The sequence below is a fragment of the Duodenibacillus massiliensis genome (assembly GCF_928721995.1).
GTDB classification, from domain to species: domain Bacteria; phylum Pseudomonadota; class Gammaproteobacteria; order Burkholderiales; family Burkholderiaceae_F; genus Duodenibacillus; species Duodenibacillus massiliensis.
On record NZ_OV788642.1, the window covers coordinates 1034506 to 1056650 of the forward strand.

The following is a 22145-nucleotide window of genomic DNA, read 5'->3' on the forward strand; positions in this document are numbered from 1 at the left end:
TTTTGCTGTCCGAAGGCCTGATATTCCGAAATTCTTTACCGGTGCGAAAAAACTTTGCCGTTTTCCTTTCTTTTTGAGTCGACACAGCGCACAATGGAGGAACCAATCGACAGATAAGGAGAAAGACCTATGTCCAATTACTCCACTGAGAACCTTCGTACCGTAGCGCTGGTCGGCCACGGCGGGGCCGGCAAAACGAGTCTGATTGAAGCCATGCTCATGCGCACGGGCGCGATCGCCGAGTGCGGCAGCATCGAAAAAGGGACAACGGTCTGTGACAACGACCCGCAGGAAAAAGCGGTCGGTCATTCTCTGAGAACAGCCGTGGTGCATCTTGACACCGCGATGCCTGACCTGACGCCCGTGCGCGTGCACGTGATCGACACCCCGGGATACCCGGACTATGTGGGTCAGGCTTTGTCAGCGCTTGATGCCGTTAAAAACGTCGTCGTGGTGATTGATGCCGCCAAGGGCATTGAACTCATGACCCGCCGCATGATGAAGTGGGCGGGCCGCGGCGGCCACTGCCGCATGATTGTGATCAATAAGATTGATGCCGAGGGCGTGGATCTGCCGAAGCTTCTTACCGAACTCAAAGAAGCGTTCGGTGACGGCGTGCTTCCCATTAACCTTCCCGCCAAGGGCATGACCCGCGTCATCGACTGCTTTGACCGCGACACAGGCGAAAGCGACATCATGACGGTCTCGGACGTGCACCGCGCCTTTATTGAGCGCGTGGTGGAAGTCGACGACGCCACGATGGAAAAGTACCTCGAAGAAGGCGACGCCGATCCGAGTACGCTGCACGCTCCGATCACCAAGGCCCTCCGCGAAGGCCACATCATCCCGGTGTGCTTCACAAGCGCCAAAAACCTGATCGGTATCCGCGACCTCATCAAGGTCATCATCCGCCATATGCCCGCACCTGTGGAAGCCAATGCCGCGCCCTTTGTGGACGCACAGGGTAACCCCGTGCATATTGCCCCCGATCCGGACCAGCCCGTGATTGCCCGTGTCTTTAAGGTGGTGAGCGACCCGTTTGTCGGCAAGATCGGCGTTTTCCGCGTGCACCGCGGCCGCATTAAGGCAGGGACCGAGCTCTACGCCGGAGACGCCAAGAAACCCTTTAAGATTGTGCATCCCCTCTTACTGCAGGGCAAAAACACAGCGGACACCGATGAACTGCACGCGGGCGACATCGGCGCCTTAAGTAAGGTGGACGACCTCTACTACGGCTGTGTGCTGCATTCAGACCCGGCCGACGCCGGCATTGTGCTGCCGCGCCCGCCCTATCCCCGTCCGATGTTCGGCCTTGCGATTGAACCCGCACGCCGCGGGGACGAAAGCCGCATGGGCGAAGTTCTGCAGAAGATGCTTGCCGAAGACCCCACGCTTGCGGTGGATCATGACGCGCAATTAAACGAAACGGTGCTGCGGGGACTTACCGAAATGCACGTGCGCACGGTGCTTGAGCGCATGAAGGATCAGTTCAAGCTTGAAGTGACGACAAGCGCGCCTTCTGTTCCCTACCGTGAAACGATCGGGGCAGCCGCCGAAGGCCACGCCCGCCACAAGAAGCAGACGGGCGGTGCCGGCCAGTTCGGGGAAGTGTTTCTTAAGGTGGAACCCCTGCCGCGCGGCGCCGGCTTTGAGTTTGTGGATAGGGTTAAGGGCGGCGTCATTCCCTTTAACCTCATTCCGGCCGTGGAAAAAGGCGTGAGGGAAGTGCTTGCCACGGGCTATATGGCCGGTTACCCCATCACCGATATCCGTGTGACGGTCTATGACGGCAAGTCCCATCCCGTGGACAGTAAGGAAGTGGCCTTTGTGGCCGCCGGCCGCAAAGCCATGCTCGATGCGCTTGCCAAAGCCCAGCCGCAGATTCTCGAACCCATTGTTGAGATTGCGGTATCGGCTCCGGAAAGCACCATGGGTGCGATCACGGGCGACATTGCCGCCCGCCGCGGTCAGGTGCAGGGCACCGACAACCTCGCGCCCGGCGTAATGGAAATCAAGGCTCTGGTCCCGCTTTCCGAACTCACCGGCTACGCCGCAAGGCTTCATGCCCTCACGCAGGGCGCCGGAGCCTTTACGATGGATCTCGCGGACTACCACACGGTGCCCGCGCAGAAGGCGCAGGAACTTGCGTCGCACTATCAGCGTAAGGACGAAGAGGACTGACGCAGGCAGTAAAAACGGGAGAAGGCTGCTTTTAAAGCTTTCTCCCGCTGAATAAGGCTTCCCGACCCGATTGTTTCAGCTCGGGCCGGAGGCCTTTTTAATTTCTGAGCGTAAAGGTGACGGGGCCGTCGTTGGTAAGCGACACCATCATGTGCGCACCGAAAATCCCGTGTTCGGTCTTTAAGCCCGAGGCTTGCACTTCCTTCAAAAATACTTCGTAGAGGTGACGTCCGACATCAGGCGCGGCTGCCGGCGTAAAGCTCGGGCGGTTGCCGGAATTGGTGTCGGCGGCAAGTGTGAACTGCGAGATGACAAGCACGTCGCCTGCGATGTTCTTCACGGACTTATTCATCTTCCCCGCATCGTCCGAAAAAACGCGGTAGCGCAAAAGCTTTTGCGCGAGTTTCACCGCTTTTTCTTCGGTGTCTTCGCGCTCGGCGCAGACGAGAACCATGAGGCCCCGGCCTATTTTTCCGACAACGGCGTCATCGACCGTCACCTGCGCTTCACGCACGCGCTGCAGAATGCAGATCATTTCACGACCACCGTGACCTTGGCCCACTTACGCTTACCGACCTGAAGCGTGTAGGTACCGGCCTTCAGCCGCAGGCCCTTGTCCGAGACCTTGTCGCCGTTCAAATGCACGCCGCCCTGCGCAACGTTGCGGCCGGCTTCAGTGTTGCTCGGCGCGAGCCCCGCTTCCTTAATCATCTGCAAAATGCCGATGCCGTCCGCGGTTTCAGCCTGCACCGTGACTTCGGGCATGTCCGAGGGCGCAGCGCCCCCTCTGAAGCGCGCATTAAATTCGGCTTCCGCGGCGTCAGCCTCTTTGGCGGAATGAAAGCGCGCGATGATTTCCTTGGCAAGCAGGACCTTCGCGTCACGGGGATTACGTCCCGCGGCGCATTCTTCCTTCAATTTTGCTATCTCGGCGTTGGGCCTGAGGCTTAAGAGGTCGTACCAGTTCCACATCAGCGTATCCGAAATACTCATCACCTTGCCGAACATATCGTTCGGGGTATCGGTGATGCCGATGTAGTTGTGCTTACTCTTACTCATCTTCTCGACGCCGTCCAAGCCCACTAGAAGCGGCATCGTCAGAATGCACTGCGGTTCCTGATCGTACTGGCGCTGCAGTTCACGGCCGACAAGAAGGTTAAAGCGCTGATCCGACCCGCCCAATTCAATGTCGCTTTTTAACGCCACCGAGTCATAACCCTGCATGAGGGGATAGATGAGCTCATGCATGGCAATGGGGAGTTCCGCGGCAAAGCGCTTTGCGAAATCATCGCGCTCCAGAAGACGCGCAAGCGTATAGCGCGACGCGAGGCGGATGAGCCCCGTTGCGCCCAAAGCGTTATTCCACTCGCTGTTGTAGCGCACTTCGGTCTTCGTGAGATCCAGCACAAGCCCTGCCTGATTAAGGTACGTCTCCGCATTAATCTTGATCTGCTCGGGAGAAAGCGGCGGACGCGTCACGTTGCGGCCCGAGGGGTCGCCGATGGCGGCCGTAAAGTCACCGATCAGAAAGATCACGGTGTGCCCGAGGTCCTGCAGCTGCCGCAGTTTATTTAAAACCACCGTGTGCCCCACGTGAATGTCGGGGGCCGTGGGGTCAAGACCCAGCTTACAGCGCAGCGGCTCACCGGTCACTTTGCTGCGGGCGAGTTTCTGCTCGAGTTCGCTTTCGATTAAAAGCGTATCCGTTCCGCGGCGGATGGTATTCATCGCCTCAACAATGTCGGGCGTTACTTCGTATTTTTTCGTTTCCGTGGTTTCCGAACCCGTGTCCGGACGCTTGTTTTCAGCCATGATGCACCGTCTGCGAATGTAAAGGAAGCGGCATGTAAACCGTAAATGAGAGATTGTAACGCCGCAGGGCCCGCAGATACCGCCCATCTATAATGGAGCCCGACACGGTTTTTCCACTGTTTCTCATTGCAATGACCTCTCCGAGACTCATGGGTTCCGCCCTGCGCAGCCTGGGCCGCGCCGTTTTAAAAACGGCGTCGGACTATGCACGCAACACGCCGCAGACGCGGCGCATGCTGCGCTCGCGCCTTGCGGCCGGTGCGGTCGTTGTGCTTCTTCCTGCGGCCGGCGCCTGGGCGCTCTGGAAAACGGTGCCGCAGGACTCAGCGCCCCTGGAAAGCTATCAGAGAACGGCCTATATCCCGATCCGCATGCCCGACCTGAGGCATCAGGTTGCCTCAATCACCATTGCCGATGAACCCGTTGTGCGAAGCGGCTTTACGCAGCACGCCGATACGCTTACCTCACTCATGGCCCGCCTCGGTATCCGCGATACTGAGGCCTTCCGCTTTATTGAAACCAATCCCGATGCCCGGGGCCTGGTGAGCCCGGCTGAAGGCAACTTCGTGATGGCCTCCATCCGCGCCGACGGCCGGCTTGAAACGCTTGACCTTTACACCGACGGGAGCGATGAGACAGCGGGCCGCGTTTTAAATATTGCGCGCAATCCGGCCGGCAAACTCACGGCCGAAATCAAGCCTTTCCGCTACGAAGTGCAGCAAAACCTCGCAAGCGGCCGCGTAGAGGATAATCCCCAGGCGAGCCTCACCCGCGCCGGCATTCCCAAAAATATTGTCAGTCAGATGCACGATGCGTTTGACTTTGACCGCGACATTGTCTCGGAACTCGTGCCCGGCGACACCTGGCGCCTCATCTACGAAACGAAGTACGCACAAGGCAATTTCGTGCGCTACGGCAAGCTCCTTGCGATGGCGCTTGATCACAAAGGCAAAACCACTGAACTTTTCTGGTTTGGTAACGACGGTAAGGGCGGACACTACTATGACGCCCGGGGCCATATCGCCAAGCGCGTCTTTATGCGCGTACCGCTTGACGTCAAGAGCGTGAGCTCGGAATTTGCGCCGTTGCGGCGCCATCCGATCACAGGCATCGTGCGCCCGCACCAGGGAACGGACTTTCGTGCACCCTGGGGTGCAACCGTGAGAGCCGCCGCCGACGGCGTGGTGGTGTTCGCGGGTGCGGGCACCGGTTACGGCAACTACATCCGTCTGCAGCACGGACCGGAATACCAGACCGTGTACGCACACCTTTCCTCCATCACAAAGGGCTTACGAAAGGGCGACACCGTGAAGTACGGTGAAATCATCGGCAAAGTAGGACAGACGGGGCTTGCCACAGGCCCGCACCTTCACTACGAACTCAAGGTGGACGGCGTGCAGATCAACCCCATGACCGCGAACCTCCCCGACCAGCCGGTGTTAACCCCCTATCAGATCGCACAGATGGAAGTGCGTTCGATCCCATTGCAGAAAAAACTCGCCATGCTCGAAGGCGTGCAGGCGGCTTCCGCCAAAGCATCTGCTCAGAAGTCCTCAGACGAAAAAGCGGCAGGGCACTAAAATGAGGCCGGTCGGGGTGCCCGATGGCGCCCTCTCTGATTTGTCCGCCCGAAACCGCTTTCATTATGAAAAAAACCATTACCCTCGGACTGATGTCCGGCACGAGTCTTGACGGCGTTGATGCCGTCGCCGTTGATTTTGCGGGTACGTCGCCCGTTTTTCTCGGACACCACTACCAGGCCTTCCCGAAGGAAGTCCGCGCCGAGCTCTTAAGCCTGTGCTCTCCGGGCGACAACGAAATTGACCGCGCGGGCCGCATGTCCGTGACGCTTGCGAAACTCTACGCGCAGGCCATTCATGAACTTTTGAACGAAGCCGACATTCCGCGCATGGAAGTGGCGGCGGCGGGCGTTCACGGCCAGACAATCCGCCACCGCCCCGAAGAAGGCTGGACGCTGCAGCTTAATAACCCCGCGTGGATCGCGGAACTTGCGGGCGTTGACGTGATCGCCGACTTCAGAAGCCGCGATGTGGCCGCGGGCGGCCAGGGTGCGCCCCTGGTGCCGGCTTTTCACAGCCAGGTCTTCACAAGCGACACCGCAAGAAGCATCGTCAATATCGGCGGCATCGCCAACATCACGTTCCTGCCCCCGAAAAAGAGCTACGGCAAGGTAACTGGCTTTGACTGCGGCCCGGGCAACATTCTGCTTGACGCCTGGTGCCAGAAAAACCTCAGCCGCGCCTTTGACGCCAACGGCGCCTGGGCCGACACGGGCACCGTGCGCCCGGAACTTTTGGAAAAGCTTCTCGCAGACCCCTACTTCACGAAGGAACCCCCGAAGAGCACGGGGCGGGAGTACTTTAATCTTGCGTGGCTTGAAGGAAAGCTCTCGGGCGAAGAACCCGCGGACGTCCAGGCAACGCTTACCGAACTCACGGCCCGCACGATTGTGGACGCCGTCAGAAAGTTTGCGGGCCGCACCCGGGAAATCTATGTCTGCGGCGGAGGCGCCTTAAACGGGGCGCTCATGAAGGCCCTGCGGCACGCCGCAGGCGACGATATCCTTGTGCGAAGCACCGAAACGCTCGGTGTTTCGCCCATGCATGTGGAAGCCATGGCCTTTGCCTGGCTTGCCTGGGCCTACATCAACCGTGATGCCGGCAACCTCCCCGATGTCACCAACGCCGCGGGCCCCCGCATCCTCGGCTGCCGTTATCCTCACTGAGAAACAGCCTTAAGCAACCCAAGGGCGGAAATAATCTCCGCCCTTTTTCATGTCCGCCGCGACGGAAACCACAGGCGAAATTTCTGTTGCAATCCTTTACAATCACGCTTTCTCCCCGTCAGTCTGTTTGTTCGAAAGAGTCCGCTCTCTTTCGCGGGGACACTCGTACATAAAAACCTCGTCGTGAGACGACTGTTGCCCGAAGACCACCATGTCTCTGTTTGCTTCGATCAAAGGGGCGTTAAGTCACCTGCCGATGGCGCCCTTTCACCCGGTAAGCCTTGATACGCTCAAAAACTACAACACGCGCATGCTCACGCGTGACATCAGCGCCGGTTTGACGGTCGGGATGGTGGCGCTCCCGTTAGCCATGGCTTTCGGTATCGCCAGCGGCGTGCCGCCAGAAGCGGGCATCTACACCGCGATCATTGCAGGGTTTCTCATTTCCGTTTTCGGCGGCTGCCGCGTGCAAATCGGCGGTCCCGCCGGCGCCTTTATCGTCATCATCTACGGCATCATTGCGCAGTACGGACTCGGAAACCTCCTCCTTGCGACCGTGGGTTCAGGAATTCTGCTTTTCCTCATGGGGCTTTTTAAGCTCGGAAGTTTCATCCGCTTTATTCCGGTCTCCATCGTCATCGGCTTTACCAACGGTATTGCGGTTCTGATCGGGTTAAGCCAGGTCAAGGACTTTCTGGGCCTTACGATCGACAAGATGCCCGCGGGCTTTTTCGGTCAGATTGAAGCACTTGCCTCTCACATTGCGACCTTTAACCCCTGGGCTTTTGCGGTGGCACTGGTGAGTTTTCTGGTGGTGAAGTTCTGGCCCAAGGGCTACGCCATGGGAGGCCCCGCGTGGAAGCGGTGGATCGCGCACCTGCCGGGAACCGTCATTGTGCTGGTGCTTTCCACCGTTGTGGTCTCCGTCTTTAATCTGCCCGTCGAAACCATCGGCACGAAGTTTGGGGGAATCCCGCAGAAGTTACCCGATCTGCAGCTTCCTGACTTCAGTCTCGAAGCCTTGCGCGGGCTGATCGGCCCGATGCTCACGATTGCGCTTTTGGGCGCCATCGAAAGCCTTTTGTGCGCCCGTGTTTCCGACGCGATGACCGATGACCGCCACGACCCCAACCAGGAACTGATGGGCCAGGGCATTGCCAACTTTGTAGTGCCCTTTTTCGGCGGCATTCCCGCAACCGGCACCATTGCCCGTACGGTCACCAACATCAAAAGCGGTGCGGCCAGCCCCGTGGCGGGCGTCGTGCACGCAATTACGCTTTTGGTGGTGATTCTCGCGGCGGCGCCCCTGGCAAGCGACATTCCGCTTGCGGCCCTGGCGGCCATTCTCATGTTTGTGGCCTGGAACATGGGTAACTGGAAGGAATTCTCGCGCTTAAGAGCGATGACCATGAGCTACAAGGTGACGCTTGTGGCAACGTTCCTTCTCACCGTCATCTTTGACCTCACGGTTGCCGTGGAAGTGGGGCTTGTGATTTCCTGTGTGTTCTTCATCTACCGCATGAACACGCTCACGCGCGTGGTACAGACAACGCTGCCCTTTGACATGCCCGCGAGCGTTGAAGCCTGGAAGGTGACGGGCGCCCTCTTTTTCGGTTCTGTAAGTAAACTGGAAGGCGTCACCGATCCCAAGCGCATCACGGCTGCGAACGCCGCCAAGGTCGTGATTCTGGACTTCACAGATCTTCTCAATATCGACAACTCCGCGATGGACATTCTCCAGGTGTACCTGAGAGCCCTGCATCGCAGGGGGCACGAGCTCATCATCGCTGGCGCTGCGGGCCACCCCCTGCGCCAGCTTAACCGCACGGGGATTGCGCAGACCTTGGGCGCAAATCTCGTGCCCGACATGCTCTTTGCGGAAAAGCGGGCGCGGGACCTGATTGTCGAAATGAAAAACAGAGACGATCACTCAAAACCCACGATCTGATGCACGATAAAAGCCGCCCCCAAGTCGGGCGGCTTTCGTTATCTGGCGCTTTAAATCTGTTTGCAATTGGTTTTCAGGCTTTTGATTGAAACCCGCTAAACTTGCGGCCTCTCTGACGGAGTAGCTCACTCATGCGTATTCGTACTTTTGCCGCCGCGGCCGCTGTTGCTGCCGCAGGACTTCTCACCACCGCCGCCGTGAATGCCGCCGATACCGGGGCTCAGGAAAAGGAAATTGCCGCCCGGATTTTCTCCACGACCGGCATGAAGGTCGACAAAGTGACGCCCGCTCCGATTGAAGGCCTCTGGGAAGTCTTCATGAACCGCCGCGTCTTTTACGTGGATAAGTCCGCGAAGTACCTCATTGTCGGCCGGATCTTTGATACGAAGACGGAAACCGACCTCACCGCCGAGCGCATGAAGGAACTCTCCCGTGTGGACTGGAAGACCCTGCCCTTAAACGACGCGATCAAAGTCACCTACGGTAACGGCGAGCGCAAGGTTGTGGTGTTCACGGACGCCCGCTGCACATACTGCTCGATGCTTGAGCGTAACCTTCAGGCCGCGGGTAACGTCACCGTCTACAACTTCATCTATTCGATCCTCAATTCCAAGGAAATGGCCCGCGACATCGTCTGCTCGAAAAACCCCGCTTCCGCTTGGCAGGCGCATATGCTGGACGGCACGGAACCAGCAAAAGCGGCTGATAAGTGCGATGCCTCGGTTCTTGACCGCAACCTCGCCTTAGGGGAAAAGTTCGGGTTTACGTCCACCCCCTCCATCATTTTTGCCGACGGCACCATCGTTCAGGGGGCGCTGCCCACGGAAGACTTAAACGTCAAACTCTCGGCCAAACGTCCGTAACCGGGTTGCCGGCATTTACCAAAAGCCGCCTTCGGGCGGCTTTTTTCGTCTGTCAGGACGATTTCCATGAGCTTCGGGCTGTGATATGCTCGAAAGATTATTTTTGCCTTTGAGCTGCCCTGCCTGCCGGCACCTTCTGCGTGCCCCGATGTTTCACAGGCTGCGCACTCACACCCGAATTGATTTTCTACCGGAGACCAACGCATCATGGCCAGTCTTGACTCCATCATGAAGCCGCGCTCGATTGCTGTGGTGGGCGCTTCCACCAAGCCCAACACGATCGGCTCAGACCTTTTAAAGCGCCTCATTGAGTACGGCTTTAACGGAAAGATTTACCCGGTCAACCCCAAGGGCGGCGTCATTGAGGGGCTTACGGCCTACCCGTCGGTTCTTGATATCCCGGGTGACGTGGATCTCGCGATCATCGTTGTGAAAAACACCTTTGTGCTTTCCACGATTGATCAGTGTCATGAAAAAGGCATCACGGGTCTTGTGGTGATCAGCGCGGGCTTTAAGGAAACCGATGAAGCGGGTGCGGCTCTGGAAAAAGAACTTGCTGCCAAGGTGAAGGCTTACGGCATGCGCTGTGTGGGCCCGAACTGCCTGGGTGTTGTCAATACCGACCCGGCCGTGCGCATGGACGGCTGTTTCGCAGAAAGCCTCCCACAGCGCGGCGACATCGGCTTTGTGTCGCAGTCGGGGGCCTTAGGTGGCGGCATTCTCAATATCCTTAAGGATCTCAACATCGGCTTTTCGCAGTTCATCTCCATCGGCAACCAGGCCGATGTGAACGCCGAGACCGCGATTGAATACTGGGAAAACGTGGACGACGTCCGGCAGATTCTCCTTTACATGGAATCGATCCAGAACCCGGCGAATTTCCGCAACCTCGCCGCACGCGTTTCCAAAAAGAAACCCATTCTGGCGCTTAAATCCGGGCGCTCCGCCGCGGGCGCAAGCGCCGCGAGCTCTCACACGGGAAGCCTTGCGGGGTCAGACCGTGCCGCCGACGCCCTTTTGCGTCAGAGCGGCGTGATCCGTGAATTTTCTCTGGAAAAACTCTTTGCGACTGCGAAGGTTTTTGCCAACTGCCCGATCCCCAAGGGTAACCGTGTGGCGATCATCACGAATTCCGGCGGTCCCGGGATCATGGCCACGGACGCCATCTGTGAGCACGGCATGGTGATGGCGCCGATCACGGACGCCACAAAAGAAGAACTCAGAACGTTCCTGCCCGCGGCGGCTTCCGTGAAAAACCCGGTCGACATGATCGCTTCCGCGCCCCTTGAACACTACCGCCGCACAACCGAAACGATTCTCAAAGATCCGAACGTCGATATGGTGATCGTCATCTATCTGCCGTTCCTGGGTCTTAAAGACATTGACGTTGCGAAGGAACTGATGCGCATCCGCGCTGATCACCCTGAAAAGCCGATCGTGGGCGTCTTCATGACGGAAAACCGGTTCTTTACGGAACTTTCCGACATGGACGTGACGGTGCCCTTCTTCATGTACGCCGAACAGGCCGTGGACGCATTGGCTCGGCTCGATCAGCAGCGGCGCTGGATTGCGCGCCCTGCCGGGGCCGTCAAGACCTTTACGGTCGACAAGTCTCGCGCCGAAGGCATTTTTGCCGCGGCCAAAGCCGACGGGCGCAGTGAACTCACCACGCGCGAAAGTATTGATGTGCTCGACGCCTACGGTATCCGCGTCTGCCGCGCACAGTTTGCACGCACCGAAGAAGAGGCCTGCAAGGCCGCTCAAGCTGTGGGCTTTCCCGTTGTCATGAAGATGACCTCCAAAACCACTTCGCACAAGACCGATGTGGGCGGCGTGCGTGTGAACATCCAGTCCGTGGAAGAACTTAAAGTCCAGTATCAGGACCTCATCGCGAAACTGAAGGCCAAGGGCATTCTCGAAGGGCTTGAAGGCGTCATCATCCAGGAGATGGTCAAGGGTAACCGCGAGATGGTCTGCGGCGTAGCCAAAGACCCCCAGTACGGGCCCATGATCATGTTTGGCTTGGGCGGCGTCTTTGTTGAGGTGTTAAAGGACGTGTCTTTTTCGCTCGCGCCCCTCACCGACATCGACGCGCACGACCTGGTGCGCTCCGTTAAGGCCTATAAGTTACTTGAAGGCGCCCGCGGCACAACACCCGCCGATATCGCCAAGGTCGAAGAAACCCTTCAGCGGATTTCGCAGCTTGTCACCGACTTCCCGGCGATTGAAGAACTTGACATCAATCCGCTGATGATCAGTGAAAAGAATGGTGAAGCGATTGCCGTGGACGGACGTATTCGTCTGGCGTAACCCACTGCCGCTTTGAAATGCTTGAGAAACCCGCGGGCTCACCGGCCGGCGGGTTTTTCGTTATGCGGGAAAATCGAGTTCTCTCAGGATGCGTCGCATCAGAAAGACGCAGAAAAGCGGAAATGAGAGGATCTTGCCGCTGCGGCTGATATTGGCCTCCGCCAAGCGCAGTCCCCAGGTGATGTCGGGATAGTCCGGGCTTTCAATCAGCGTTTTCAGCATCTTCGTGTGAGGCGAAGCCCCTGCCGCAATCTCCGCCGGCACAAGATTCTCGGGCGTGCTCTTTCATTGCTGCCGCCAAAAGACCGGTATCGTGGAAATAAAGATTCATCCGCTCGGGATCTCGGTTGCCGCGGATCGGCAGTTCCGGCGTCAGTAAGCCGTTCAACGACTCCCATGTAATCCCTTCGCCTTGCGTGCGGGCCGATTCCCGACACGGCAAACTGTTTGTTGCGGTTTTGAAGCTGCCGCGGCACTTCGTCAATCACGGCAAGAGACCGCCTTTGCTCTGCGCCCGCCGGAAACCACCGGACACCACCGGACACTGTCGCGGACCGCTTTAAGGCACACCCTCTGCTCTTTTGCGGCCGCCTCCAAGGAGCCTGTTTCCAGATACCGGCGCACGACGGCAGGTATTCCGCCCACGCGCACATACGTCCGGAAAAGCGTGTTCAGGCGGGAAAGCTCTTCCGGCGCGAAGGGTTTGAGTTCCAGCACATGCTGAAGCAAAGAAAGCTGTGACGGCCCCGCCCAAACCCTTCGTCCAAAGAAACTCTTCAATGTCGAAGGCATTAAGCTGCAGGCGCGTCTGATAACCAACGCTCACGCTCTCGACACGCCTAAACAACCCGCGCTTGAAAGCGCGGGGTTTCCTGACACGGTGCAGGCTTTCCCGTAACAGGCAAGGTTTTTGAGGCCTTGTCTGCCCGGGCGTCCCCTGCACCACAGGAACATTTAAAACGCAACCGCTCTACGGGTACGGGCTTCATCAGCTCGATCCGTCGGTTCCGGCGAAGGACTGCTTCGTCTTGCCGATTCGCTGGTTTGTACTGCACTATCGATCCGGCGTTCCCTGAGACTTGTTTGAGCCTCGCAAGCGCTGATTGCTCAGCCTTCAGATCGTAGCTGTCAGTGGCGGGATCCGCAAAATACAGGTTCATGGCGGCCGCAAGGTCGCGGTCCATGTACCAGCCCGTATCTCCCAACTGATGACTTCTCTCCCAAAGAGCCTTCTTACGGTGCGTTCCCGTTTCGGGATCGTGCTGACTCGGGCGCAGTTTCCGGGGACTGACCTCCACCACACAACAGCCGGCGCTTTCAGCCTTACTTGTCATCCGGGTTATCAATCCTGCAATACCGCTTTTGCCCAAACTCTTGCCGTATCCGGCTCTCTGAAATGCTTTGTATGAGTTCTTCTCCACAATGACGGTGCCGGCCCTGCCGAACACCTGGTTAATCACTTCGCCGTGCAGGCAACGGCGGGTTTGCGCCTGGCGGCGGTACAGATCCGCAAGTTTTGCCTTTGTTGCCTTATAGGTCTTGGATTCCTTCCAGACAATCTTTTTTCCGGCGGCTTTAACGGTGCCGTCCGCGTTGTAGCACTCCCGATTCGTGTCTCTACGGGAGCGGTCCATGGCACGTAAAAGACGCGCAATCTCCTTTTCCTGAGAGACAGTGCCCGCGCTCACCAAAATCTTTTGCTGCCACTCGGGACTGTAAAAAGTCATGGTCCTCGGGCCCGGGTCAACAGCCACCTTGAGATCTTTGGGAGCATAAACGTGCTTGACGGGCGGTACGCCTTCGACAATGAGCTGAACAAAGTAGCGCATACGGCCGCGGATCATCCGCCGGACAAGACGGCAGTATTTGACACGCTTAAAACCGGACGGATCTGTTGCTGAAAGAAGAGCTTCTTTCTGCCAGGCATCCGGCGCTTCAGCCTTTATCACCAGATCCAGAACCTCGAGCGTCCACGTCTTAGCCTTCCAACGCAACCCTGTTTTGTTTGATTTTCCCTCAACGCTGTGCAAGCCCCGTTTAGCACTCTTAAACCGCGGCTGACCGCCCTGATGAAGCAGCCAGCGCTCAATGCCCTGCCAGACGCGTGTGGCAATTTTCTGCGCTTCGTTGATGCCAATGCGCTTTGTAAAGCCGCCCTTGGCACGGTGCTCTTTCACGACATCATGCAGGGCATACTCGGAAAGGCAGGCGGACTTCTGAATTTCCTTAAACCGCTTGTTGCGGTCTTTGCCCTTGGGCATCGCGGCCGTCAGCTTCCATGCTTCAGTGCTTTTCATGGCGCGCACGCGTTTCTTTGCCGTTCCGAGAACAGCATTGAAGAGCTGGCGTGCATCGGAGAAGTAGGTCTCCAGTGCACTTTCCTGATCCTCTCCGGTTTTCAGGCCCAGCTCGATGACAAAGGACGGGGTGCGCGATTTCATAGCGGCTGAATATACCTTAAGCGAAAACTATGTGCATGGTTTGGCTGCGTTTGGGCCAAGGTTAAAAAAATTCGAAAGCCCGCATTCCTCCCGGGGCTCAAGCCCCGGGCTTCCTGCGGGAAATTCTGTGAAAGCGCGGCTCACGGAGGTTGACGGTGATGACGGATGCGTAATGCGATTCGGAAAAGCGCCGCACGGCGGTGGTTTTTCCGACGCCCGGCGCCCCGTTCAGAATGAGCGGCAGCCGGTCTGGATCCGCTTTCCAATCCTCAAGGCACCCGTCAATTTTTCGTTTGAGATACACAGCACACTCCGCGCAGGTTCAATCCTGCAGCAGCACGCATTGTGCCTGATGCATTCTCAAAGGATATGGTTGAGTTTGGAAGAGAAAAGCCGCAGCCGGACTGTAAGCCGGATTCAGTGACGCAGATCCCGAAGGAAGCGCGTTGCCGATCATTCATCTAGGACGCCGCTCACGCGGCGCCTCAAGCCATCTACCCGCAGTCTTCTTTCGGGCCGAAATCAAACGACTGCTTACTTGATGTTGCTCCCCGTAGAGATTGCCCGTTTCACCCGGACTGAACCGGCTCGTCTCTGTTGCTCTGATCCTCACCTTGCGGCGGGCAGGCGTTACCTGCTACGGTGCCCTGCGGAGTCCGGACTTTCCTCATGCAAAACAATCTTGCCCGCGATCAGCTGTCCGGCTGCAGCGCCCGGCATTGTACCGCAGCGACCGGTTGGGCTCCCAGTTTTGCATACTCCGGCTGCTTCTTTGACCTATATCCCTGTCAATCGCCGGATTTTTTACGCCCGTTTATGGGCAGGTCTTTGTTTCGACTGGTATATTTGCGGTCTCAAAAACAATAACAATGCCGGCCCGCCCCTTCTTGGCCGACTTTATCTATTCAGAATTTTGCGAAAAGTGGCTTTTCACCGTATTTCCGCTGCGGCTGCCTTGTGCGCTGCGGCCCTCGCTTTGCCTGCTCACGCGGGCTTTTGGTCTGCTGCCGTTGATACCCTTCCGGGCGGCTACAACACCTCCGAAGAACAGGGCTTTTTCCAAAAGCAGGTCGAGGGCTTTAAAAACGTCATAAGCGAAGGCAACACGGGCCTGATCCTGCCGCTTTACACGATTCACCCGGCCTGGGACTACGATAACCTCCATGAAGAAAACGCTTTTCCCTACGGGGGCGGCGTGGTGCGCTCCGTCATTGACGAGCGCGGCAACGAGCGCATGACCTATTTCCTCGCGTTTTCAGATTCGCACTACAAGCTTGAACCCTTCATGGGGTATGCGTGGCTCTCGCGCTGGAACCTCACGGAAAGTTTTCATGTGGGTGCGGGTTACCTTCTGGGGCTCACCTTCCGCGACGACTACAAGTGGCTGCCGGTTCCGGCGCCTCTGCCTTTGATCGGCGCGGGTGCCGGTCCCGTTGACGTCTACATGACGTACATCCCCTTTACGAACGTCTTTTTCTTCTTCTCCCGCATCAGCACGGACGATAAGGAAACGAGTCTCTTCCCGCTCACAAGCAGCGACCGCTTTGCGGCACGCACCGAAATTTACGGCGCGGGTCTCTGGGAAAAGACTGACTCTGCCTCGGAAAAGGGCTTTACGGTTACCTCGGACGCGGGCGGCCTTGTCGGTATCCGCCACTTTGTGTCGGAACGCTGGGCCGTTGACTTTGAAGCAAGCCGTGCGGATCACGACACCAAGCAAAGCGGCGTAAAGACCGGCTCCTGGAAGCAGACAAACTACACCGCAAGCCTCCAGTACCACTTCCGGATGGCTGAAAGCATCCGCCTGCATGCGGGTCTTGGTATCGGTTACTCGGAGCTCGAAAACAAGGATACGGACCAGTCTTCGGACTCTGTGTACCCGACGATTCAGAGCGGCATTACCTGGGCACCGACCCAGAACACCCGTATTTTGGGCGGCATCAACGTGCACTTCCCGCGCTTTCATGATGTGGCGCCGGCCAATGACAACACCTTCCGTCCGTCACCCGTTCAGTTTTACCTCGGCGCGGGCTTTGCGTTCTAACCTGAATTTAGCACCAGTCTGTTTTTTCAGAAAGGCAGGCTAATTCGAGGCAAAAAATCGAGAAAAAATTTTTTTTTTGGGGGGGGGGGACAGCATGGCCAAAATTCACGCGGGGCTCGATTTTGGGTGCAATGCCCCCATGGCACGCTCTGTGAGTCGGGGACGCTCAGGCATCAGAGTATCGATACCTTGAAAAGCGCTTCCAACTCTCTGGCTCCCGGCAATACTGAGGGCAGCGTCAGTCGGACGGAGTTCAGCGTTGAGCTACGATCTTCATCGCTTCGTTGAAATGAACCTGCGTTAAGGCCGTTAAGCCGCCGGCTTCCATCAGTTGCTCTACGGCATCGTTCAGAATGGCCTGCTACTGGTCGGTAATTTTTACGGTGTCGTTTATTTTGGGTGTGCGGTGTGCCACGGTGATTTCTTTCGCGCCCTACGGGAGCGCTATTATCGCCTGGACACAAAAAGCCTTACATCCCCTTTCCGCACCGTTTTCCTTAAGGCAAAACCCGCCCTCAGATTGCTAGACTGTTGCCGCCTGTCGGAGCGACCCCGAAAAGTCAGTCCGAAAGCAAACATTTTCCTGCCGAAGGCTTCTTAACAAGGCTTTGGCGCGGGCAGCCTGCCGCAAGGACAGTCTGCCGATCCCGTACAGAACAAAAAGGCAACAAAAATGGGCATTAATGAAGAACTGTTTGAACGCGCTCAGAAAACGATTCCGGGCGGCGTGAATTCCCCGGTGCGTGCTTTCAGAAGCGTGGGCGGCGCTCCCCGCTTTATCCGTAAGGCCAAGGGCGCCTATATGTGGGACGCTGAAGGCAAGCAGTTCATCGACTACATCGGCTCCTGGGGCCCGATGATTCTCGGGCACAATCACCCCGCGGTAATTAAGGCCGTTGAGGAAGCCGTTGAAAAAGGCCTTTCTTTCGGCGCCGTCACCGAAGGGGAAACGGAGCTCGCGGAAGAAATCGTCAAGATCATGCCCAACATCGAGCAGGTGCGTCTGGTGAGTTCCGGCACCGAAGCCGGCATGAGCGCGATTCGCCTTGCGCGCGGCTACACGGGCCGCAACAAGATCGTGAAGTTTGAGGGGTGCTACCACGGTCACTCCGACAGCCTGCTCGTGAAAGCGGGTTCGGGCATGCTCACGTTCGGAAACCCCTCTTCTGCCGGTGTGCCCGCCAGCTTTACCGAACACACGCTCGTTCTCGAATACAACAACCCGCAGGCGCTTGTTGACTGCTTTAAGGCTCACGGCAAAGACATTGCCTGCGTAATCGTTGAAGCCGTCGCGGGCAACATGAATATGGTCCCTGCCACGCAGGAATTCATCAACACGATGCGGGAACTCTGCACCCAGTACGGTGCGCTTTTGATTGTCGACGAAGTGATGACGGGGTTCCGCGTGGCGCTGCACGGTGCGCAGTCCATCTACAACGTCGTTCCCGACATCACGATGATGGGTAAGGTGATCGGCGGCGGCATGCCCGTTGCAGCCTTCGGCGCAAGCCGCGAAATCATGAGCAAAATCGCTCCCTTGGGCCCCGTTTATCAGGCAGGCACCCTCTCCGGCAACCCCGTCGCGGTCGCCTGCGGGTTGGCAACGCTTAAGGAAATCCAGAAGCCCGGGTGCTATGAAAGTCTCGGCGCCAAGACGAAGAAACTCACCGACGGGCTCACGGCAGCCGCCAAAGACGCGGGCGTTGACTTCTGCGCAAGAAGCATCGGCGGCATGATGGGGCTCTTTTTCCTCCCGGCGCTGCCGCAGGGCTTTAACGATGTGATGAAGGCCGACGCCAAGGTCTTCGGCACGTTCTTTCACGCGATGCTTGAAAGAGGCGTTTACCTCGCTCCGTCAATTTTCGAAGCCGGGTTCGTGTCGGCGGCGCATACTGATGCCGACATTGACGCCACGATTGCCGCGGCCCGTGAATCCTTCAAACTGCTGTAAACCTGCATGACGTTTTTATCCCGTCTTCAAAGTGCCGCCTGCGCCTTTGGCGCTGCGGCACTGGGCCTTACCGCTCTTCCGGCTCTGGCTCAGTCTTCGCCCTTCGGGCCCTCGGCCGCTCCCAAAACGATCACGGCGGAAATTGTTGCCGACCGCACGGCAGGCACCCCCAAGGCGGCCTACCATGTCGGCATCCGCTTAAAGCACGAACCGGGGTGGCACACCTACTGGAAGTTTCCTGGGGACACCGGCTACCCCACGGAAATAAAGTGGAAACTGCCGAGAAACTGGCAGATAACGCCCTTGGACTGGCCGCTGCCCTCAGTACAGAAGACAGGACACCTCACAAGTTTTGTGTATTCGGGCGAAGCGCTTCTGCCTTTTAATCTTGATATCCCCTGGGGCACGCCCTACGGCACCTCAGGCCGCATCAGCGCCAAGGTCGAGTGGCTTGCCTGCAAGGACGTCTGCATTCCGGGCGAAGCCGAGCTCAAATTCTCCGTGCCGGTGCGCGTTGCCTCTGAACCTTCTGACGCAGCGCCCCTTTTTGAGAAAACCAAACGCAACACCCCGGAAACGGTGCAGACAGACCGCATTAAGGCGGTGATGGAAGAAAACCGCATCCGCATTGACTTCACGCAGTTAGCCGGAAAGATCGATAAGACGGTCGCGTTTTATCCCGTTGAGCGTAACGTCATTGACCTCAAAGAGCCCACGCGCATTGAAAAGTCGGGCGGAAGCACGTCGCTTTACCTCACCGCCCACAAAAAGTTTGTGGAAAGTAAGGAAACGAAGGCTCTCACCGGTGTGATTGTCGCGGACGACGGGCCGTTAGCCGGCGGCTGGGCGATTCAGACGACGCTTCCGGTTGCGGCCGGTGAAGTCGCGGGCATTGCGCCCGCCGCTGTCTCAGGCACCTCTACGCCTGTTGCGGACACCCGCATCACGGTGCAGGCCGGGGCTGAGGGTAAGTCTTCGGTTTCGATGTCGGTGAAAGCCGCCGTTGCCTTTGCGTTTTTAGGCGGCCTCATTCTGAACCTCATGCCCTGCGTCTTTCCGGTCTTAAGCCTCAAGATTCTGCAGCTTGTGGACGGCAGCCGCCGCAAAGGATCTCTGGCGCTGCACGGAGCGATGTTTACCGCGGGCGTTTTGGTGTGCATGCTCCTTCTCTCCTGCGCCCTGATGGTGCTTCGGGGAGTGGGGAGCGCCGTGGGCTGGGGCTTTCAGCTGCAAAGCCCGTGGGTAGTTGCCGTTTTGGCGCTCCTTTTCACCTCAATTACGATGAACCTCATCGGCACCTTTGAATTTACGGCGGCAAGCCATCTCGCGGACAGCCGCGCGGCGCGGGAACTGCCTAAAACGGGGCCGGCCGGAAGTTTCTGGACCGGTGTGCTTGCCGTGGTTGTTGCGTCGCCCTGCACGGCGCCCTTTATGGGTGCGGCACTCGGGTACGCCGTGACGCAGAGCACGGTGACGGCCTCGGCCGTATTCCTTGCGCTGGGCCTTGGCATGGCTCTGCCCTGGCTCATCCTGACGCTTGTGCCCGTGTGGACGCGCTGGCTTCCGAAGCCCGGCCCCTGGATGGTGCGCTTTAAGCAGATCATGGCAATTCCCATGGCTGCGGCCGCCCTCTGGCTTGTGTGGGTTTTGTCGCGCCAGGTGAACGGCTACGGCCTGGTGGCCGTGCTTCTTGCGGCAGGGGCACTTGCCGCGTGCCTCTGGGCCGTGGGCCGTGAGCAGTACGGCCGGGGTGAAGCAACGGTTCTGAAGTACTTCGGCGGCATTCTCACGCTCGTGTGCGTGGGGCTGATTGCCGCGGGCCTTTTTGATGCCCGGTCAACAGCGTCAGGGGACGCAGAAGACGGCTGGCAGCCGTGGTCTCCGGAAGCGGTAAGCGAAGCGGTAAACAGCGGGGCACCCGTGATGGTTGACTTCACCGCCGCCTGGTGCGTGACCTGTCAGTACAACAAGGCAACCGCCATCCGGACCGACAAGAGCGAAGCCGTGATGTCGCGCTTGGGCTACAAACGGTTTTCCGCCGACTGGACAAGCCGCGATGAAACGATCACAAAGACCTTAAACAGCTTCGGCCGCACGGGCGTTCCCCTTTACCTTCTTTACAACACGAAGGGGAAGGCCACGATCCTGCCGGAACTCTTAACCGAAGACGCGTTCATTAAGGCGCTTGAAGAAAACGCGAACTAGTCGCGACAAGGCCCGGGAAAACAAACCGGGCCTTTTCTTTACACGCTGCTTAGCGGCGCCCGGCGCACCAAGCAAGAACGGCGTCAGAAAACGCCTTGGCGCCATCAGGGCGCTTACTGTTAACCATCATCACAACGGTGTAGCGGTCACCCGCGGGTGTTGTCACCCACCCCGCCACCGAGCGCGAGTCTTTCAGATAGCCCGTTTTGATGTGCGCTGAGCCCGTCTTTAGGCCCCGCTTTTTCATCGTGCCGTCAACGCCCGCGGCAGGAAGACTCGCCATCATCTCGGGCATCACGGGGCTCATCCATGCGCGGTTTAACACGCGCCCGAGTGTCTCAGCTGAAATCCGTGCGGTGCGCGAAAGGCCCGAGCCGTTATCGATCGTAACGCTCTTGGGGTTGATGCCCTTCGTTTGAAGCCACTGGGTAACGACCGCGCGGCTTCTTGCCAGAGTTGCGGGGCGCGTCATGCCGTCCGCGTCCGCAAAGGAAAGCGTCATAAAAAGCTGCCGCGCCATCGCGTTATTGGAAAACTTATTGATCCAGGTGACGGTCTGAGAAAGGGGCGCCGACTCAGCCGAAGCAACTGCTTTGGCTCTTGCGGGCACCTCCCCGTCGACGATACGGCCGCTCCAGGTGATCCCCGCGCGCGCCAAAGCGTCCCTCAAAATCCCCGTGAGATAGACGTTTTCGTCAAAAAGCGCATAGTGCACGGTCTTTACGCCGCAGGAAACCGGATACGGCCCGGAAAAACGGATCGTGCTGCCCTCTAGCGTCACACCCACCTTGGCTTTCACGTCCCCGCAGAAGCCTTTAACTCCCCGGATAGTTTCGGGAACCGTGATGCCGGAAAGGCGCGGCAGCGCCGAAACCCGCACGCGGCCCTGAGTTTGCGGCGTAAAGGTGAGCGACACCGTCTTAAAGTTGGCAGCCAATGGGTCGGGCCCCACGTTGTAGGGCCGCGAGGCTGCCCCGTCAAAACTCCCCTGGTCCTCCACACGGCTTGCCGCATCGAAGGCCGTGCGGTCGGCAGCGATGTTGCCGGCGATGCGCTTTACGCCCAGGCCCGCGAGGCGCTCGGCAAAAAGCCAGACGTCTTCAGCGACAAAATGCGCGTCCCCGGTCCCCTTTAAAAACGCTTCACGCAGAACGCCCTTTTCATCAATCCCGGCTGCGGAATAAAGCGTGGTGGTTTCGCGGTGCGCCGGGCCCAGAAGGTCAAGCGCCGCATACGTGGTCACGACCTTCATCACGCTTGCCGGATTCATCGGACGCCGGCTGTTGACGGACAATACCGGTTTATCCGCCCCGGCTTTCGACACCCAAAGCCCGAGAGAGGTCTCCGTAATCCCCGCTTTTTTGGCGGCGGCCGCAAGTTCCGGCGGAAGCTGCGATGCGCAGGCCGCGGCCGCTGCGGCAGACAGAACCAACGCACAGGTCTGATTTTTAATAAATTTCGAAGAAAACATCGGGACAAGACGAAGGCCGTTAGAGGATTTTTAACAGTTTAGCGGGTGCGCCCCTTGAAAAAAACAGGCCCAGTCCCCATATAGCCAAAAGCCTGAGCCGGGGGCCCTCACGGGTACCGGCTCCCAACCAATCAAAGTTGCGGGCGGAAATCAAAAACCCGTCCACATGAAGA

The 22145-nt window shown here is 58.2% G+C and carries 15 protein-coding genes and 1 other RNA gene; 9 read left to right on the top strand and 7 right to left on the bottom strand.

All coding sequences use genetic code 11. The features are described from left to right. The first annotated feature begins 129 nt into the window (after positions 1-129). Positions 130-2181: an elongation factor G gene (gene fusA, locus NXF97_RS04690; protein ID WP_274956625.1), complete on the top strand. Its 2052-nt coding sequence runs from the start codon at positions 130-132 to the stop codon at positions 2179-2181. Between the two features lie 97 nt (positions 2182-2278). On the opposite strand, the gene dtd is transcribed toward fusA, so the two are convergent. Next, positions 2279-2716 carry a D-aminoacyl-tRNA deacylase gene (gene dtd, locus NXF97_RS04695; RefSeq protein ID WP_022372484.1) on the bottom strand — a complete coding sequence of 146 codons (438 nt, stop codon included), beginning with the start codon at positions 2714-2716 and terminating at the stop codon, positions 2279-2281. Next, complete coding sequence (tyrS, locus tag NXF97_RS04700) at positions 2713-3993, bottom strand: tyrosine--tRNA ligase (protein ID WP_274956626.1); 1281 nt, start codon at positions 3991-3993, stop codon at positions 2713-2715. Before tyrS ends, dtd begins: the two co-directional genes overlap by 4 nt. A gap of 92 nt (positions 3994-4085) precedes the next feature. Between tyrS and NXF97_RS04705 the strand changes: the two genes are divergently transcribed. From NXF97_RS04705 to NXF97_RS04725, 5 genes are all read left to right on the top strand, one after another. Further along, complete coding sequence (locus NXF97_RS04705; RefSeq protein WP_274956627.1) at positions 4086-5573, top strand: M23 family metallopeptidase; 1488 nt, start codon at positions 4086-4088, stop codon at positions 5571-5573. A gap of 65 nt (positions 5574-5638) precedes the next feature. Continuing rightward, entirely contained in the window at positions 5639-6739 is a 1101-nt protein-coding gene (locus NXF97_RS04710) for an anhydro-N-acetylmuramic acid kinase (RefSeq protein ID WP_274956628.1), read from the top strand. Between the two features lie 211 nt (positions 6740-6950). Next, a complete protein-coding gene (locus tag NXF97_RS04715) occupies positions 6951-8687 on the top strand; it encodes a SulP family inorganic anion transporter (protein WP_022372480.1) in 1737 nt (578 codons plus the stop codon). A gap of 131 nt (positions 8688-8818) precedes the next feature. Next, the gene (locus tag NXF97_RS04720; protein ID WP_274956629.1) at positions 8819-9550 is read left to right on the top strand and encodes a DsbC family protein; all 732 of its coding nucleotides are present in this window, start codon (positions 8819-8821) and stop codon (positions 9548-9550) included. Between the two features lie 207 nt (positions 9551-9757). After that, positions 9758-11860 (top strand): acetate--CoA ligase family protein, encoded by a 2103-nt coding sequence (locus tag NXF97_RS04725; RefSeq protein WP_274956630.1) that lies wholly within the window; start codon positions 9758-9760, stop codon positions 11858-11860. Positions 11861-11920: 60 nt separating this feature from the next. On the opposite strand, the gene NXF97_RS04730 is transcribed toward NXF97_RS04725, so the two are convergent. From NXF97_RS04730 to rnpB, 4 genes are all read right to left on the bottom strand, one after another. Then, complete coding sequence (locus tag NXF97_RS04730; protein ID WP_274956631.1) at positions 11921-12124, bottom strand: hypothetical protein; 204 nt, start codon at positions 12122-12124, stop codon at positions 11921-11923. Positions 12125-12699: 575 nt separating this feature from the next. After that, positions 12700-14301 carry a transposase gene (locus NXF97_RS04735; protein WP_274956632.1) on the bottom strand — a complete coding sequence of 534 codons (1602 nt, stop codon included), beginning with the start codon at positions 14299-14301 and terminating at the stop codon, positions 12700-12702. Between the two features lie 97 nt (positions 14302-14398). Next, positions 14399-14605 (bottom strand): hypothetical protein, encoded by a 207-nt coding sequence (locus NXF97_RS04740; protein ID WP_274956633.1) that lies wholly within the window; start codon positions 14603-14605, stop codon positions 14399-14401. A gap of 87 nt (positions 14606-14692) precedes the next feature. Further along, an RNA gene (rnpB, locus tag NXF97_RS04745) (RNase P RNA component class A) lies at positions 14693-15009 on the bottom strand. Between the two features lie 214 nt (positions 15010-15223). Here rnpB and NXF97_RS04750 point away from each other — a divergent pair. The 3 genes from NXF97_RS04750 to NXF97_RS04760 all read left to right on the top strand — a co-directional run bounded on the left by NXF97_RS04750 (position 15224) and on the right by NXF97_RS04760 (position 20501). Further along, the gene (locus NXF97_RS04750) at positions 15224-16345 is read left to right on the top strand and encodes an outer membrane beta-barrel protein (RefSeq protein ID WP_022372476.1); all 1122 of its coding nucleotides are present in this window, start codon (positions 15224-15226) and stop codon (positions 16343-16345) included. A gap of 673 nt (positions 16346-17018) precedes the next feature. Further along, entirely contained in the window at positions 17019-18296 is a 1278-nt protein-coding gene (hemL, locus tag NXF97_RS04755) for a glutamate-1-semialdehyde 2,1-aminomutase (protein ID WP_274956634.1), read from the top strand. A gap of 6 nt (positions 18297-18302) precedes the next feature. Then, positions 18303-20501, top strand: coding sequence for a protein-disulfide reductase DsbD family protein (locus tag NXF97_RS04760; RefSeq protein WP_274956635.1), 2199 nt, complete (start codon positions 18303-18305; stop codon positions 20499-20501). 49 nt (positions 20502-20550) lie between these two features. Here NXF97_RS04760 and dacB read toward each other — a convergent pair whose 3' ends face one another. Continuing rightward, entirely contained in the window at positions 20551-21972 is a 1422-nt protein-coding gene (gene dacB, locus NXF97_RS04765) for a D-alanyl-D-alanine carboxypeptidase/D-alanyl-D-alanine endopeptidase (RefSeq protein ID WP_274956636.1), read from the bottom strand. Positions 21973-22145 lie beyond the last annotated feature (173 nt).

What these genes read in the sequence shown, in the direction of transcription:
- NXF97_RS04735 (WP_274956632.1), bottom strand. Translation starts at nt 14,301, where the DNA reads ATGAAATCGCGCACCCCGTCCTTTGTCATCGAGCTGGGCCTGAAAACC.
- NXF97_RS04705 (WP_274956627.1), top strand. Translation starts at nt 4,086, where the DNA reads ATGGAGCCCGACACGGTTTTTCCACTGTTTCTCATTGCAATGACCTCT.
- NXF97_RS04760 (WP_274956635.1), top strand. Translation starts at nt 18,303, where the DNA reads ATGACGTTTTTATCCCGTCTTCAAAGTGCCGCCTGCGCCTTTGGCGCT.
- NXF97_RS04715 (WP_022372480.1), top strand. Translation starts at nt 6,951, where the DNA reads ATGTCTCTGTTTGCTTCGATCAAAGGGGCGTTAAGTCACCTGCCGATG.
- hemL (WP_274956634.1), top strand. Translation starts at nt 17,019, where the DNA reads ATGGGCATTAATGAAGAACTGTTTGAACGCGCTCAGAAAACGATTCCG.
- NXF97_RS04710 (WP_274956628.1), top strand. Translation starts at nt 5,639, where the DNA reads ATGAAAAAAACCATTACCCTCGGACTGATGTCCGGCACGAGTCTTGAC.
- NXF97_RS04725 (WP_274956630.1), top strand. Translation starts at nt 9,758, where the DNA reads ATGGCCAGTCTTGACTCCATCATGAAGCCGCGCTCGATTGCTGTGGTG.
- dtd (WP_022372484.1), bottom strand. Translation starts at nt 2,716, where the DNA reads ATGATCTGCATTCTGCAGCGCGTGCGTGAAGCGCAGGTGACGGTCGAT.
- NXF97_RS04720 (WP_274956629.1), top strand. Translation starts at nt 8,819, where the DNA reads ATGCGTATTCGTACTTTTGCCGCCGCGGCCGCTGTTGCTGCCGCAGGA.
- fusA (WP_274956625.1), top strand. Translation starts at nt 130, where the DNA reads ATGTCCAATTACTCCACTGAGAACCTTCGTACCGTAGCGCTGGTCGGC.
- tyrS (WP_274956626.1), bottom strand. Translation starts at nt 3,993, where the DNA reads ATGGCTGAAAACAAGCGTCCGGACACGGGTTCGGAAACCACGGAAACG.
- dacB (WP_274956636.1), bottom strand. Translation starts at nt 21,972, where the DNA reads ATGTTTTCTTCGAAATTTATTAAAAATCAGACCTGTGCGTTGGTTCTG.